Origin of the sequence: uncultured Leifsonia sp., assembly GCF_945957465.1 — a bacterium.
Classification (GTDB): domain Bacteria; phylum Actinomycetota; class Actinomycetes; order Actinomycetales; family Microbacteriaceae; genus Leifsonia.
In genome coordinates this window covers 1-15,326 of sequence record NZ_CAMFLC010000061.1, presented here as the reverse complement: position 1 = coordinate 15,326, position 15,326 = coordinate 1, and the positions used below count along the sequence as shown (strand labels likewise).

Annotated in this window: 16 protein-coding genes; 3 read left to right on the top strand and 13 right to left on the bottom strand. The window is 67.2% G+C overall.

Annotated features, from left to right (window positions below; genetic code table 11):
• Positions 1-161: 161 nt before the first annotated feature.
• The gene (locus tag Q0Q23_RS17870; protein ID WP_295127330.1) at positions 162-938 is read right to left on the bottom strand and encodes a MerR family transcriptional regulator; all 777 of its coding nucleotides are present in this window, start codon (positions 936-938) and stop codon (positions 162-164) included.
• Between the two features lie 87 nt (positions 939-1,025).
• Here Q0Q23_RS17870 and Q0Q23_RS17865 point away from each other — a divergent pair, with 87 nt between their 5' ends.
• The gene (locus Q0Q23_RS17865) at positions 1,026-1,754 is read left to right on the top strand and encodes an MBL fold metallo-hydrolase (protein ID WP_295127327.1); all 729 of its coding nucleotides are present in this window, start codon (positions 1,026-1,028) and stop codon (positions 1,752-1,754) included.
• On the opposite strand, the gene Q0Q23_RS17860 is transcribed toward Q0Q23_RS17865, so the two are convergent.
• The 7 genes from Q0Q23_RS17860 to Q0Q23_RS17830 form a co-directional block, all read right to left on the bottom strand.
• Positions 1,751-2,749, bottom strand: coding sequence for an IS481 family transposase (locus Q0Q23_RS17860; RefSeq protein ID WP_295127324.1), 999 nt, complete (start codon positions 2,747-2,749; stop codon positions 1,751-1,753). The two genes, Q0Q23_RS17865 and Q0Q23_RS17860, sit on opposite strands and share 4 nt — an antisense overlap.
• Positions 2,750-3,094: 345 nt before the next feature.
• Positions 3,095-3,511, bottom strand: coding sequence for a hypothetical protein (locus tag Q0Q23_RS17855; RefSeq protein WP_295127321.1), 417 nt, complete (start codon positions 3,509-3,511; stop codon positions 3,095-3,097).
• A gap of 13 nt (positions 3,512-3,524) precedes the next feature.
• Positions 3,525-3,770: a hypothetical protein gene (locus Q0Q23_RS17850; protein ID WP_295127318.1), complete on the bottom strand. Its 246-nt coding sequence runs from the start codon at positions 3,768-3,770 to the stop codon at positions 3,525-3,527.
• A 7-nt stretch (positions 3,771-3,777) separates the two neighbouring features.
• Positions 3,778-5,025, bottom strand: a complete 1,248-nt coding sequence (locus Q0Q23_RS17845) for a hypothetical protein (RefSeq protein ID WP_295127315.1) — start codon at positions 5,023-5,025, stop codon at positions 3,778-3,780.
• A gap of 17 nt (positions 5,026-5,042) precedes the next feature.
• Positions 5,043-5,333, bottom strand: a complete 291-nt coding sequence (locus tag Q0Q23_RS17840; protein ID WP_295127312.1) for a hypothetical protein — start codon at positions 5,331-5,333, stop codon at positions 5,043-5,045.
• Between the two features lie 34 nt (positions 5,334-5,367).
• Entirely contained in the window at positions 5,368-6,126 is a 759-nt protein-coding gene (locus Q0Q23_RS17835; protein WP_295127340.1) for an ABC transporter ATP-binding protein, read from the bottom strand.
• Positions 6,127-6,166: 40 nt separating this feature from the next.
• Positions 6,167-6,427, bottom strand: a complete 261-nt coding sequence (locus tag Q0Q23_RS17830) for a hypothetical protein (protein ID WP_295127309.1) — start codon at positions 6,425-6,427, stop codon at positions 6,167-6,169.
• 292 nt (positions 6,428-6,719) lie between these two features.
• On the opposite strand from Q0Q23_RS17830, the gene Q0Q23_RS17825 reads away from it, so the two are divergent.
• Positions 6,720-7,958: an IS256 family transposase gene (locus Q0Q23_RS17825; RefSeq protein ID WP_295127336.1), complete on the top strand. Its 1,239-nt coding sequence runs from the start codon at positions 6,720-6,722 to the stop codon at positions 7,956-7,958.
• A gap of 57 nt (positions 7,959-8,015) precedes the next feature.
• Here the strand turns inward: Q0Q23_RS17825 and Q0Q23_RS17820 are convergent, their stop codons facing one another.
• The 5 genes from Q0Q23_RS17820 to Q0Q23_RS17800 form a co-directional block, all read right to left on the bottom strand.
• A complete protein-coding gene (locus Q0Q23_RS17820; RefSeq protein WP_295127333.1) occupies positions 8,016-10,190 on the bottom strand; it encodes an APC family permease in 2,175 nt (724 codons plus the stop codon).
• Between the two features lie 248 nt (positions 10,191-10,438).
• Positions 10,439-11,071, bottom strand: coding sequence for a PadR family transcriptional regulator (locus Q0Q23_RS17815; RefSeq protein ID WP_295127308.1), 633 nt, complete (start codon positions 11,069-11,071; stop codon positions 10,439-10,441).
• Positions 11,068-11,904 carry a DUF4097 family beta strand repeat-containing protein gene (locus Q0Q23_RS17810; protein WP_295127305.1) on the bottom strand — a complete coding sequence of 279 codons (837 nt, stop codon included), beginning with the start codon at positions 11,902-11,904 and terminating at the stop codon, positions 11,068-11,070. Before Q0Q23_RS17810 ends, Q0Q23_RS17815 begins: the two co-directional genes overlap by 4 nt.
• 190 nt (positions 11,905-12,094) lie before the next feature.
• Entirely contained in the window at positions 12,095-12,724 is a 630-nt protein-coding gene (locus Q0Q23_RS17805) for an antibiotic biosynthesis monooxygenase (RefSeq protein WP_295127303.1), read from the bottom strand.
• A 289-nt stretch (positions 12,725-13,013) separates the two neighbouring features.
• Positions 13,014-14,057, bottom strand: coding sequence for a LacI family DNA-binding transcriptional regulator (locus Q0Q23_RS17800; protein WP_295127301.1), 1,044 nt, complete (start codon positions 14,055-14,057; stop codon positions 13,014-13,016).
• Between the two features lie 278 nt (positions 14,058-14,335).
• On the opposite strand from Q0Q23_RS17800, the gene Q0Q23_RS17795 reads away from it, so the two are divergent.
• Positions 14,336-15,326, top strand: a 991-nt coding sequence (locus tag Q0Q23_RS17795) for an extracellular solute-binding protein (protein WP_295127299.1), incomplete at its 3' end; no start/stop codon positions are given.

The following is a 15,326-nucleotide window of genomic DNA, read 5'->3' as shown; positions in this document are numbered from 1 at the left end:
CGTCGCGCCTGATCGCCGCCCACTGGCTCGACGACCGGCTCACCGGCCGCACCCGCCGCGCGCATGCGCACCCGCGCCGCGCCTGACGCGGCGCCCAAACGGCGCGCGGTCCTCGCTGGAACGCCGAGACGGCTGAGAATCGGCCGCCTCGGCGTCGCGGGCTACGCGAGGTGGGCGGCGGCGTACGCTCGGAGGGCGTCGCGCACGAAAGCGGCGCCCTCGGCGCCGCCGTAGTTGGCGGCGAAGCGCGGGTCGGCGACGTACATGTCGCCGAGGCCCGTCAGGTAGGCGGCCGGCGGTCCGCCCTGGCCGTAGCCGGGGGTCGCCGGGATGTCGGCCAGCCACTGCCAGTGCCGCTGCGCGAGCGCCTGCGCCTCGTCCGACTCCGGGTCGAGGCCGCGCCCGGCGGCGGCGATCCAGTCGGCCGCGAGCTGCTTCTGCCGCTGCTGCCAGCCTGCGCGCTCCTCGGAGGTCATTCCGCGCCACCAGCGGTCGGAGGCCGCGTAGGCGTCCTTCCCCCAGCGTTGCTCGACCTCGTCCTTGTACTGGGTGTGATCGAACCCGTCGAACATCTCTTCTGCCACGATCTCCTCTCCTTCCTCCACTGCGTGGATCGTCGCTTCGACCGACGCGATCTGTCGGGCCAGCCGCTCCCGCTCACTGCGTAACCAGGTGAGGTGGTCACGCAGCGCGGGCACCGCATCCTGCCGGTCGTCGAGAACCCGGGCGATGGCCGGGAGGCCGAGCCCGAGGTCCCGCAGCAGCAGGATCTGCTGCAGCCGCATCAGCGCGTCTCGGTCATAGTGCCGGTACCCGTTCGCGCCGATCCGGCTCGGCGCCAGCAGGCCGAGCGCATCGTAGTGACGGAGCGTCCTGCTCGTCGTGCCCGCGATGCGCGCGATGTCCTGGATGCTCCAGTCGGCGACTGTCTCCACCATGTCCGTTCCTCTCTCGAACGACTGCGTGACCCACGCTAGAGGTTGACGTAACGTCAAGGTCAAGTTCTAGACGGTACTGTCTACCGTGTGCGTGCGATCCGATCCCTGACCACCGTCGCCCCCGGCATCCTCTTCGCCGAAGGCCCCGCCTCCAACTGGACCGTGTTCCATGGCGCCGGCCGGGTCGAGCTGGTCGACTGCGGCTACCCGGCAGACCGGCTGCTGGTCGAGGAATCCATCCGCGCAGTGGGACTCGATCTCTCGGCGCTCTCCCGCATCATCATCACCCACGGCCACTCCGACCATCTCGGCGCCGCCCGGCTCTGGAGCAGGCGTTACGGGGTCGGGGTGCTGACCGCCGCGACCGAACTGCCGAACGTCCGGCGCGAGATCACCGAGCAGGTGACGGTCGGCGACCTGCTGCCGGCCGCCCTGAGACGCGGGACCATCCCGTGGACGCTCGCAGCGATCCGCGCGGGCGGCCTGAGCGAGGTCGGCATCCCGTCGGCGCAAGCCATCGCCGGCGAAGCGCTCGACCTGTCGACGGGGCACCGGCTGGAGGTCGTGCCGACGCCCGGCCACACCACCGGCCACGTCTGCTTCTTCGAGCCCGATGCCGAGGCGCTGATCACGGGCGACGCGATCGTGACCGGGCACGCCCTCCTCGACGACGACGGCGAGCTGCAGCAGTTGCCGTCGTTCTTCCACCACGACCCCGACGAAGCGGAGTCGAGCGCACGCAGGCTCAGCCTGTGCGACGCGAGCTGGGTGCTGCCGGGGCACGGGCCGGCGGTGCGGCTCCAGCGGGACAGCTAGGTGTACTGCCCAGGCAGGTTGGTTAACCGTGTGATCGGTGGGACCGTGCCGATGGCGGTGTGGGGCCTGTGGTGATTGTAGTGATGGAGCCAGGCGGGGAGGGCAGCTCGGCGGGCTGATTCTGAGTTGTAGTGCCGGCTGAACGCCCATCCGTCGGCGAGGGTGCAGTGGAAGCGCTCGATCTTCCCATTGGTCTGCGGCCGGTAAGGTCGGGTCTTCTTGACTCGGATGTTCAGCTCAGCGCAGGGGTCCCGCCAGGCGTGCGACTTGTAGGCGGACCCGTTGTCGGAGAGGACCCGTTCGACGACAACGCCGCGGGCTTCGAACCAGGACACTGCCCGGCGCAGCACCCCGATAGCGGTCACAGCGGTTTCGTCCTCGTGGATCTCGGCATAAGCAACCCGGGAGTGGTCATCGATAACCGTGTGCACGAACGCTGTGCCGATGCGAGGCTCGTAGCGGTGATTCCGGTTCCCTGTCCGAGTCGCGGTCGCTTCCCGATGCCGCTCACCGCGCTGTCGACCCACGAACCGCCAGCCGCCGCCATCCGGGATATTGCCGAGCTTCTTCACGTCGACATGGATCAACGCATCCGGCTTCTCATGCTCGTAACGGCGCACCGGTTCCCCCGTCCTGACATCGACATGATGCAATCGGTTCAGTCGGCACCGAGTCAGCACGGCATGAACCGTCGAGGCCGGCAGCCCCAGCTCGGCGCCGATACCGACCGGGCCAAGGCGTCGCTTCCACCGCAGATGCACGATCTTCCGCACGAACTGCTGCGGCGTCCGGTTCGGAGACCGGTGCGGCCGGGATGACCGGTCTTTCATCCCGTCGCGGCCCATCGCCGCATACCGGTCAGCCCAGCGCTTCGCGGTCGGCCACGACACATGAAAGAACGCAGCCGCGTGAGCGACTGGCCAACCATCGACAACGATGAGACGCGCGACCCGGGCACGTTGGACCGGGGTGGGCGCTGCATCAGCGTGGGACACGAGGACCTCCTGGTCGAATGGAACCTAAGCAGCTCCACTCTCGACCGGAGGTCCTCCTCGCATCCCGAACGACTACAGCGAGTCGTCACACATCAACCAACGTCCCTGGGCAGTACAGCTAGGGCGTGTCTGACTAAGCTTGTGAGCTGGGGTTGCGAGTCGCGATGGATGTCGCGAATCGAGCCGCTCTCGGGTGGTCAGTGGTTCTTCATCGAAGGGAACCTGCCGCGTCCCACAGGCAGGCAGGGTCGGAAGTTCTCCGACGCCAGTTGAAAGGCACCCGCGAGCATCTCAGGACGCTATCGAACTCGCTCGCGGCGAACCCGCGGGATGGTCAGACACGCCCTAGGTTCCGACGGGGTAGTTGATAGTCCAATGATGGTCCACGCGGATGAGGGCGAATGCGCAGGTGAAGTGGGCGGATGGCCCGCTCTTGGGATCCACGTTCACGCGGAACGCGTTCGGGAAATCGGTATTTGAGCGCACGCGTATCTCGCCTGGATCGGATGCCGCGCGCTGGCATTGTTCTGCGAACTCTTTCGGGCCCGGGGGATAGCTGCTCGTGAATCGCGCTTTGAGGGCGCTGATGTCGTGATTGTAGACATCTGTCAGCACCAGTTGCGCCTCGTCCCTGGCGTCGGATTCGGTCGGGTGCTCGGGTAGGTGACCGACGAATGTGACGATGAGGAACACGGCAGCTGCAAGGACGGCGAAGCCGGAAACCCAGCCCCACACAACCCACTTCGTCGTCGCGTTCCTCATCGTCCCACCCTACTTAGACGTGGAAGTCGTACAACCCGACGTTGAAGTCGTACTGGGTTTCGCCGGACGCGACGGCGTTCGCCCTTACCTGCGTGAAGGAAATGTTGTATCGGTTCGACGTGTGGTATGCGAAGTACGGTTCATAACCGACGACCTTCGTCACAATTCCGGCGTGGTCGAATGAGTTGGTTTTGCTGGTGTCCCAGATGAAATAGGCGATATCGCCCGTGAGGACGATACCTCCCGTCTCCAGCGACATCTGGCCCTTATTCGTGCCATACGCATTCTGCGCGGGCGCAACGCAGCACCGTCGAGCCAAGAGCGTCGGCCGGGAGCAGCCCCAGGGCTACGCATGCCGCGGCTGCCGGCACCGCGAGGACGATGGCGACAGCGAAGTAGGCAACCGCCTTTGGCGCGATGCGCAGCCTCGGTCGGGCGGTGGCGATGGTGGCGATCCACTCGAACCGGGCGGTGCGGCCGACCGCGTAGAGGGCGAGCATGAAGGGCAGAACCGTCAGCGATCCGGCCAGGGAGGTGGCGACGATCGATGTTGATGAGTTGAGTGACGCCATCCAGACAACGGTGATAGTGACTGGGGTGATCAGGACCACCATCACATATTGCGGATTGCGGATCGCGATGAGTGTCTCCACCCACACGTGCCCCCAGAAGGGCGTGCGCCCGAACGGCCGGGTTCCCCGCAGGAAGCTGTAATGGCGTGGCTTGGCCTCTGGGCGGTAACCCACCGCGGCCGCCCATGCGAAAGCGAGGGCGGTGACGATCCACGCGATCACGAGCGCCCAGCGCAGCACAGAGGGCGACGCGACCGCTGCGGCGAACGCGCGGTGCGGGAACAGGTCTGCCGGTGAGCTCTGCGCGGGGTCGACCGGCAAGGTGGCGAAGATGTCGGGAATTGTGAGAGACAGGACCGTGCTGAGGGTGAGCACCCCGGCCACTGCGGCGCTGTATTGGGTGGGCAAGCGCAGGAGTGCAGTCGCCGACTGTAGCAGAGAGAATAGCGACACCGCGACCACGAGAGCCACAGCGATGAGCATGAGGTAGGTCGCGATGCCAGCCGCCGCCTCAGCCGCTGTGACTGCGGCACGGGTGAGGACGAATATGCCTGTGCTGGAGAGGGCCACGCTGTAGACGAAGCCCACCAGCAGGATGGGCAGGAGTTGTCCGAGTCGGGCCGCGGCGCGGCTGATCGGCAGCAAGTCGAGCAGGTTCTGCAACGCGGTCCGCTGGGGGGCGGAAAGGCTCAGCGCGACCGCGATCGCACCGACTGACAACACCGCGCCGCCAAACGAGGTGCGCAGGATCGTCGCGCGCAGTTCGTGCGGAATGTCGGCGGTCACCTGCGATGCAGCCACCAGTGCAAGCATCGCCCCGAGCGCCACCGTGAGCACCGTCGAGACCACGATGCCGGCCGTCACCTGTCGCCGTGTGGCGTGCAGCGCCCGGGCGACTTCCCTGACCCAAAGCGCCACGATGACACGCGCGACGGCGCCCACCCCGGTTAGCACGGCGGCTATGCCTGGCTGGGCTGCGCGCGACGGCGCGTGGCGAGGCTAAGCAGCACGGTATACGCTGCGGCGGTCACAAGGACCGCGACGCCCATCCCGACGAACGACGGGTTGAAGTTGAGCGCTGTCGCGCCGTTCTCCTCAGTCGTCCAGACGTCGATGAGGCCGGGGATGCCGACGGCCGTCGCGTTGAAGAACGACAGCATCAGGGTCACGGCCACGCCGATAAACACGACGCACAAACCGACGATGAGTCCGGTGATGGCGTGTAGGAGCACGCGCAGACCGTTGGACATAGTGTTCCTTCTTCCTTCGTTGCCCCATGCGCTCCTAGCGCTGGAACGCGGTCTCCATGAAGCGGAGCTTGCGGGTCGCGTCATCGACCCGTCCGGTGACGTGCATGAACACGTCCTCCAGACTCGACGCCGCGGGTTGGTCCTCGATCAGTTGCTGCGGTGCCCCCACCGCGACGATGCGGCCCGATGAGAGGATGGTGACGGCATCGCAGTCGCGCTCAGCACGAAGCATGTCGTGCGTCGCGATGAGCACTGCCCGTCCTGACTCGGCGAACGCGATGATCATCGCGCGCAGGGTGGCCGCGGCCTCGGGGTCGAGGCCGCGGAACGGCTCGTCGAGGATGAGCAGTTCCGGATCGTGCATGACCGCTCCGATCACCTGGAGCTTGCGCTGCATCCCGTGCGAATACTCCGCGACTGGCTGATCGAGTGCTCCGTCGATACCGAGCAGCTCGGCGAACTGGTTAGCGCGTGCACTGTCGTCGCGGCCGCGAAGCGCGTCGTGGAAGCGGAGAAATTCCCGCCCTGTCAGCGCCCCAGGTAAGGGCAAGTCGTCGGGGGCGAACCCGAATAGGTGCCGCGACTCCTTGCGCGCAACGTTGATGCCTTCGATGCACGCCGAGCCCTCGTCGGCGGCGATGAGACCGGTGAGGATGTGGAGACAGGTGGTCTTTCCGGAGCCGTTGGGGCCAAGCAGTCCGTGGATTTCCCCAGGTCCGACCGCCAGCGTGACTGCGTCGAGGACGCGGTTGTGTCCGTAGGACTTGACTAGCCACTTCGCATCGATCGTCATCACTGCAGGACTCCTCGTCTCCACACCATCACCCTACGAATCACTTCGCGCAGTACAGCTTCCAGGTGCCCCCCGCGGAGAAGCTCGGCATGTCCAGTGCGGGCCAGCCGCCCTGGGCCTGGCAGTAGACGAACCATGCGGTCGCCAGGCCGAGTGCGATCACGATGGCGATGGCGATCACGATCAGCCAGACGAGACGGTCCTGACGAACTGTGAGGAAGTGGCGCGCACGCCAGTCTGTGGCGGCGAACCCGCGCAGCAGCGCCGTCTGCACCCCCACGGATGTGTCGACCAATGACATTTGACTCTCCTTTCAGTGGGTGAAAGGAGCGTTGACGGTGGTCTGCTAACCCACATGCGTGGTGCGGCCGCGTCGACGATTCCCTGAACATGCAAGGTGTGAAACCTTACATGTTTAGATGATATTGGCCGAAATGAATGAAGATGTCTAGCTCTTACGATGGGGCACTCGCCACCGTTGGCGTGTGTTCCGGATCGCGTTTCTTGCGGTGTCCGGCGAAAGGGACTGTCTGAATAACGGTGGATCTGGTCTGGCCTGACCGGAAGGGAAGGCGATGACCGATGTCATCGAGATGATCGATCCTGTGACGGGAGAGATCATCGATCAGCAACAGATCGCCGAGCAGCTGCTGGCGCAGGCGAAGGAGAAGGGCGTCAGCCTGGTCGGGCCGGGAGGCCTGCTGGGGAATCTGACCAAGACGGTGTTGGAGACCGCGCTCGAGGCCGAGATGACCGAGCACCTCGGTTATGAGAAGCACAGGGCGTCGCCGGGTGAGAACGCTCGTAACGGCGGCCGCTCCAAGACCGTGCTCACCGAGGTCGGGGCCGTCCAGATCGAGGTGCCCAGGGATCGGGACGGGTCGTTCGAACCGAAGATCGTGCGGAAGCGGCAGCGCCGGTTAGATGGGATCGATGAGATCGTGCTGTCGTTGACCGCGCGCGGGCTGACCACCGGTGAGGTCGCGGCGCACTTCGAGGACGTGTATGGGGCGTCGGTGAGCAAAGACACGATCTCCAAGATCACCGACAAGGCGATCGAGGAGATGACCGAGTGGCAGAACCGGCCACTGGACCGGATCTATCCGGTGGTCTTCATCGACGCGATCGTGGTGAAGGTCCAGGACGGGCAGGTGCGGAACAAGCCGTTCTATGTCGCCGTCGGGGTCACCACCGCCGGGGAACGCGACATCCTCGGCATCTGGGCCGGTGACGGTGGCGAGGGGGCGAAGTTCTGGCTCGGTGTGCTCACCGAGCTGAAGAACCGCGGTGTCGAGGATGTCTGCATCGTCGTCTGCGACGGGCTCAAAGGCTTGCCGGAGTCGATCACGACCACCTGGGAGTTCGCGGTCGTGCAAACCTGCGTCATCCATCTGATCCGCAACACCTTCAAATTCGCGTCGCGCGAGTACTGGGAGCAGATCTCCAAAGATCTGCGACCCGTTTACACGGCGCCGACCGAAGCGGCCGCCCGCGCCAGGTTCGAGGAGTTCGCGGAGAAGTGGGCGAGCATGTATCCGGCGATCCGCAAGCTCTGGGAGAACGCATGGACCGAGTTCATCCCGTTCCTTGACTACGACGTCGAGATCCGCCGGATCAGCTGCAGCACCAACGCGATCGAGTCCCTCAACGCCCGCTACCGCCGCGCTGTCCGCGCCCGGGGACACTTCCCGAATGACGCTGCCGCGCTGAAGTGCTTCTACCTTGTGACCCGGTCGCTTGACCCCACCGGGCGTGGTCGGGCACGCTGGGTCACCAGGGCGAAGCCGGCGCTGAACGCATTCGCGATCAGCTTCGACGGCCGCATCAACTAACAAACGCCCGACCAGATCCACCGTTCATCTGACAGACCCCGTCCCTGGGCAGTACACCTAGCTCTCGGCCTTGGCGGGAACCTTCGACGTCTCGGCGGTGGCCTCGGTCTTCTCCGCTCCCGTCACCGGCGGCACGGCGAGCTCACCGGGCGCTGCGAACTCACTGCGCGTCGCCTCCGGCTCACCGAGCGTGATCGGCGTCGAGTGGATGTGGATGCGCGCACGCGCCGCGGACGCCGGAGCGAGCGGCCGACGGGCGACGGGACGCACGGGCTCGCCGCGGCGGTCCTGCCCGGGCAGCGGACGCGACCGGCGGCCGTAGATCAGCGACGACGAGTCGAGCAGCCACGGCACCAGCGCGACGGTGACGCCGTGACACAGCATCAGCTGCTTGCTCAGGCGGCGTGCTCGGTGGTTGTGCAGCAGCGACTCCCACCAGTGGCCGACGATGTACTGCGGGAGGTAGACCGTCACGACCTCGGAGCCGTGCTCCTCGCGACGGTGCTTGAGGTATTTGACCAGCGGCACGCCGAACTCGCGGTACGGCGACTCGATGATCGTCAGCGGCACGTGGATGTTCTGCTCGATCCACTGGCGCTGCAGCTTCTGGGTGGCCTCCTCCTCGATGGAGACGTGCACGGCCTCGATCGAGTCGTGCCGGGCCGCGATGGCGTAGTCCAGCGCCTTGAGCGCGGGCTTCTGCATCTTGCCGATCAGGACGACCGCGTGGTCGCCGACGCTGCCGAACGTCGTGGTCGGGTCGACCTCGATCTCCTTCTCGACATCGCGGTAGTAGCGGTTCACACCGAGCATGAGGAACCACAGGATCGGCATGAAGATGAAGACGAGGTACGCGCCGTGCGTGAACTTCGTGATCGTCACGACGATGAGCACGATGAACGTCAGGGTCGCACCGAACGCGTTGATGCAGAGCGAGCGCACGATGCTGCTGCGCGCGCGGGAGCTGAGCGTGGCAGCGCCGTCTTTGCCGCTGCCGCGCAGCAGGGTGGTCCAGTGCTTCACCATGCCGGACTGGCCGAGGGTGAACGACACGAAGACGCCGATGATGTAGAGCTGGATGAGCTGCGTGAGGTTCGCCTGGTACACCAACAGCAGGATCGTCGCGGCCAGCGCCAGCAGGATCATCCCGTTGGAGTAGACGAGGCGGTCGCCGCGGGTGTTGAGGGCCTTGGGCGCGTACGAATCGCGCGCGAGCACCGAGCCGAGCAGCGGGAAGCCGTTGAACGCGGTGTTCGCCGCGAGCAGCAGAACCACCGCGGTCGCCGCCTGCACGATGAAGAAGAAGACGGTGTTGTTGCCGAACGTCGCCGCCGCGATCTGTGCGATGAGCGAGCGCTGCGGTGAGGTCGCGCACTGCGCCCAGCCCTGCAGGTCGCACGGATTCTCGGCGTAGTGCACCCCGCTGATGAGCGCCGTGGCGGTCAGGCCCGCGAACAGGACGATCGCGATGCCTCCCATCAGGCCCAGGGTGGTGCGCGCGTTGCGGATCTTGGGGGTGCGGAAGGCCGGCACACCGTTGGCAACGGCCTCCACACCGGTCAGTGCAGAACAGCCGCTGGAGAACGCGCGCAGCAGGAGCAGCACGACACCCGCCTGCGCGATGTTCGCGGCGTGCACGGAGTAGGCCGCCGACTCGGCGACCGGCGGGTTGCCGAGCGCCGTGCGCACGAGCGCGGTGGCGATCATCACGAGGATGCTGCCGATGAAGATGTACGTCGGCAGGGCGAAGGCCTTGCTCGACTCGCGGACGCCGCGCAGGTTGACGGCGGCGAGCAGGATCACGCACAGCACCGCGAGCTCCACCCGCCACGGCGAGAGGAAGGGCAGCGCGGAGATCACGTTGTCGACGCCGGAGGCGACCGACACGGCGACCGTCAGCACGTAGTCGACCAGCAGAGCGGAGGCCACGACCAGCCCGGCCTTCTCGCCGAGGTTCTTGTGCGCGACCTCGTAGTCGCCGCCTCCGGAGGGGTAGGCCTTGACCAACTGCCGATAGCTCAGCACCACTGTGATGAGCAGGATGACGACGGCCGCCGCCACCCACGGTGCGAACGACAGGAACGCCAGGCCGCCGAGCAGCAGGATCATCAGGAGTTCCTGCGGAGCATAGGCGACGCTGGAGAGGGCGTCGGAGGCGAAAATCGGTAGGGCGAGGTGCTTCGGGAGTAGCTGTCCTTCGAGTTTCTCGCTCGGAAGCGGGTCGCCGATCAACCACCGCTTCGGGGATCTCCCCTCATTTGTCACGAGGGTCGAGAATACTCGCTGCCAAAACACTGTCAAGTCGGCGCGTTGCGTCGTCACCAGGATGTGATTCTGGCAAGACTTGATCCGCTCCCCGCGAGGGGTCCGTTGCCGCGGAATCTCGCGGGAGGCGGCTCGTCATCGGTCTCACTGGGAGCGAGATGAGCATGGCCTGAGACTTTCTGGAATTGGTTCGGAAACCCGGTCTCACCGGCGGGTTAACCCCGGCCGATCGCCTCCGCGACCACCCGACGCACGCGTGCGAGCTCCTCCTTGAGGACCGGCACCACGTTGGCCGGGAGCGCGCCGCGAGCCGCCTGCGAGCGAAGATCGGTGCGCAGCTGCTGGCGGAAGTCGTTGATCGCCACCTCGGCCTCCCGCGCCGCAGCATTCGCCGCCGCCCGCGCGTCGCGCGTCGCGTCGCGGGCCTCCTGCCGCGGGTCGACCCGGGTCGCGTCCCGCTTCGCCTCGCGGGCCGCGGAGGCCAGCTCGGCGCGCAACGTGCGCATCGCGTCGTTCACGCCCGCGCGCACCTCGTCGGCCAGCCGCCGCACGGAGTCGGTGACCTCCTCCTCGATGGCGCCCAGCTCGTGCTCGCGCGCCGCCAGCTCGGCGCGACCCGCGTCGGTGATGGAGTAGACGGTCTTGCGGCCGTCGGTCGTCTTGGTGACGAGCCCCTCCTCCTCCAGCTTGGCCAGCCGCGGGTAGATCGTGCCGGCGCTCGGCACGTAGGTGCCGCCGAACCGGTCGCTGAGCGCCTGGATCAGCTCGTAGCCGTGGCGCGGCTCCTCCGCGAGAAGGCTCAGCAGGTAGAGGCGGAGGCTGCCGTGCGAGAAGACCGCGGGGGTCACGCCGACGCCTCGTTCTGCTCGTTGTGGGCGACGGAGCTGCGGAGCACCGAGACCGCGCCCGACACCGAGTTGACCGAGATGTCGACCCAGTGGCCGTCGAGGCTGCCGGTGGTCGCGGTGTAGCCCTTGCCCGCGCTCCCGACGACCATGACGTTGTCGAGCTGCACCCGGCCGGAGACCGTGTTGGCGCGGTACCGCGCGCCGAGCGCCTCCGGGATGCGGATCGTCGTGTCGCCCGAGACGGTGTTCACCTGGATCTCGTCGGGGGTGCCCCCGATGTCGACCATGATGTCGGCCGAGACGCCGTCGGCACTGAAGCGCGGGATGGTGCCGGTCGCGGTGATGTCGCCCGAGACGGTGTGGGCGTTGATGCGGCCGGTGTGGTCGCGCGCCGACAGCTCGCCGCTGACCGAGTTGAGCTCGAGGTCGCCGACCACGCCGTCGATGACGACATCACCGGAGACCGTGCTGAGCCGCGCATCGGTCTTCAGGCCCGAGATCAGGGCGCCGGCGGAGACGACTCCGAACTTGAGCGCGACATCCCGCGGCACCAGAACGCTGACGTCGGCGCGGGCACTCGACTTCATCGACTTGAAGACCTCGATGAAGTTGTCCCAGCGCAGCTGCGGGTGGTCGATCTCGAGCCGGTCGCCGTCGACCGAGACCTTGAGGTCGCGTCCGGAGACCGAGTGGACCTCCACGCGCGCGCCCTGCTCGTCGTGCCCGATGATGTCGATCTGACCGCCGAGCAGCCCCACCTTGAGGGAGCGGACGAGCTCCACGTCGATCGTGCGGCTCTCGCCCGGCTGGATCAGCCACTTCTCCTGTGCCATGTTCTCGCGCTCCTTGCGTCGTTTCCTGGTTCTCGTGCAGCGAGGCTCCGGCGGAGCCCTCGGTGACTCGCGATATATCGCGATGTTGACGTATTCACGATATATCGCGAGTTGAGAGAGCGCAAGAGCGAAGCGCGGATCTCAGGGTCGGCTCAGGGCCATCCCTGAGCCGACGGGCACGAGGAGCGGATCAGCGGGCTCGGCGGCGTGGACGGGCGAGCCAGGGGTGCAGAAGGCGCGTGACGAACGGCAGGAGGACGTAGGTCATCGTCGGCGTCAGGCACAAGGTGGTGATGAGCACGGTGGCGAGCGGCCAGAGCCGATGCCAGCCGGGGACGAGGTAGAACGTGACGTAGGTGAACACCAGCGAAAGCGGGAAGAAGCCGAGCCAGATGGTCACCGCCTGCTTCCAGCGCGGCGGCGCACTCGGGGCTCCGGGCTGCGGCTCGTCGAACCAGCCCTCGATGCCGGTGCGGCGCTCCACCCGCGCGACCTCCACCAGTTCGCGCCCGTCGTACAGCCACTGCGCGCGGTCGTCGGAGGACTCCCACGCGTCCAGCGATGCCTCGTCCGCGAAGCGGTACAGCATGTGCCACTCCCGGGAATCGGCGTGGGCGCGCACCCATCCGGAGCCGAGGAAGCCTTCGTACGTGTTGGCGAGGTTCACGCCGTTCTGCACCCAGTGGGTCACCTCCGGGAGGCGACCGGGATCGACCCGGCGGGTGATGGAGACGGTGACGGGGATGCGATGTGCCCGGCTCGGGCGCTGCGTTCGTGACGCCGTGCGCGAAGGTTCGAGGTCCGGCTCTTGTGGAGTCATCCCTCCATTGTCGCGGCAGCGGATGACGCCCGCGTTTCGGGGGTCACCGGGCGGCAACGGAGGAGATCCGGGCCGATATTGGGGCGCACTCCTCCGTTCCCCGCTTCCCGCCGGCGTGGCGCTGCGTATCTCCTCCGTTAGCTGCGGCCGACGGCAACGGAGGAGATTCGAGCCGGGAGGCACCAAATCGCAGGCAAGAGAGGAGTTGTGCGGCGTCGGGTCGCGGATCTCCTCCGCTGGCCACGAGACCGGCCCGGCGTGTGAGTGTGCACGCCCGACCGCGCGACGCTCAGCGCCGGCCGATCAGCGACCCGCCTTCGCGCACCACCAGGCGGGGGGCGACCAGCCGGTGCCGCGGGTCGTCGATCCCGGACTCCGGGCGCACCTTCCCGCCGTGCACGCCGGTCAGCAGGTCGAGCACGCCGGCGGCGACGTCGTCGAGCGGCTGTTGCACACTCGAGAAGCCGAGCGAGTCGGCGATCGGGGTGTCGTCATAGCCGATCACCGGGATCCGCCCTCCCGTCGCGGTCAGCGCGCCGAGCGCCAGCGAGTCGGAGGCGCATACGACGGCCTCCGGCTGCGCCCGCTCGACGAGCCGGCGCATGGCGGTCGCGCCGAAGGTCACGATGTCCTCCGCAGCCTCCTCGAGCGCCGCGAGCGTGGTCTCATCGACGGCACCGGCCGCCCGCATCGCCTCCAGCCAGCCGGCCCGGCGGTCGTCGCCGGTGCCGGACCCGGCGGGCCAGCCGAGGTAGCCGATCCGCCGCAGGCCGCCCTCGAGGAAGTGCCGCGTCGCCTCGCGCAGGCCCGCGCGGCCGTCCACGTCGACCCAGAGGTGCAGCGGGTCGGTCATGTCGTCGATGCCCCACGGGCGCCCGAACGTCACGAACGACTGGCCGTGCTCGATGAGCCACTGGGTCCGCGGGTCGCCGTGGAACGTGGAGGTCAGCACGAAGGCGTCGACATCCGCGCCGTCGGAGAGCCTCCGGAACTGCTCGATCTCGTCCTCCGGGCCTGCCGCCGTGAACAGGAGCACCCGCAGCCCTTTGCGATCGGCCTGCTCGGTCAGCGCGTGCAGGAAGCGGTCGAGCACGCTGCCGGAGATGCCGTCCTGCGTGAGCGGGTCGAGCCGGATGCCGATCGTCGAGCTCTTCTGCGTGCGAAGCCGGCGCGCCGAAGCGTGGGGGCGGTAGCCGAGCGACCGGATGGCCGCCTCGACCCGCTCGCGGGTCTCCGGCCGGACGATGGCCGGGGTGTTCAGAACGTTGGACACGGTCTGACGCGACACCCCCGCCGCGTCGGCGACATCGCTCACCGTCGGCTGCCCGCCCATGCTGCTCCTTCGCCGACTCGTCCCCTGATCCGGGAGTTTTCTCAGACCCTACCGTTCGGTCGCTTCCCTGGCCCGCCGCGCTCGTCCGTTTCGGAGCTTGACACCTCCGGAGGCCGTGGTTATGTTGGCAGAGTCCCGGTTTGATCGTTCAAAATGCAGCGTAGCACCATCGAATTTGATCGATCAAAGGGATAAGTGCGGCGATCCGCCCACGGCCTTCTTCAACCCCGAACGCGTGGGCCCGTCATGTCGGGCACACTCACATCAAGGAGAAACACATGCGCAGAATCACATCCCGCTGGCTCGCGGGCGGCGCCGTCGCCGCCGCGGCCGCGCTCGCCCTCACCGCCTGCGGCTCCGGCTTCAGCGGAGGCAGCGGCAGCAGCGACACCGGCAAGCTCACGTCCTCGAACAAGCCGCTCACCGTCATGATCGGGTCATCCGGCGACGCCGAGACCGCAGCGGTCAAGTCGGCTGTCGGCGACTGGTCGAAGAGCTCGGGCACCAAGGCCAGCGTCGTCGCCGCCGCCGACCTCAACCAGCAGCTCGCCCAGGGATTCGCAGCGAAGAAGCCGGCCGATGTGTTCTACCTCTCCACCGATGCCCTCGCCGGCTACGCCTCCAACGGCTCGCTGCTCGCCTACGGCGACCAGCTCTCCAACAAGAGCGACTTCTACCCCAGCCTGGTCAAGTCGTTCACGTACGACGGCAAGTTCTACTGCGCCCCCAAAGACTTCTCGACGCTGCAGCTCATCATCAACAAGGACATGTGGAGCGCGGCCGGCCTCACCGACAGCGACATCCCCAAGACCTGGGACCAGCTGGCGGCCGTCTCCAAGAAGCTCACCGGCAACGGCCACGTCGGTCTCGGCATCTCGGGCGAGTACGCCCGCATCGGCTCCTTCATGGTGCAGGCCGGCGGCAACCTGATGAACGACGACAGCACCAAGGCGACCGCGAACAGCGACGCCAACGTGAAGGCGCTCGACTTCGTCAAGCAGATGCTCACCGCGGGCGACCTCAAGTACGCCAAGGACCTCGGCGCGGGCTGGGGCGGCGAGGCGTTCGGCAAGGGCCTGGCCGCGATGACCATCGAGGGCAACTGGATCACCGGCGCCATGAAGTCGGACTACCCGAACATCCACTACCGGATCGCGGAACTGCCGGCCGGCCCCGCCGGTCAGGGCACACTCCAGTTCACCAACTGCTGGGGGATCGCCGCCGACAGCCCCAACCAGGCCGCCGCGCTCAAGCTCGTCGAGCAGCTGA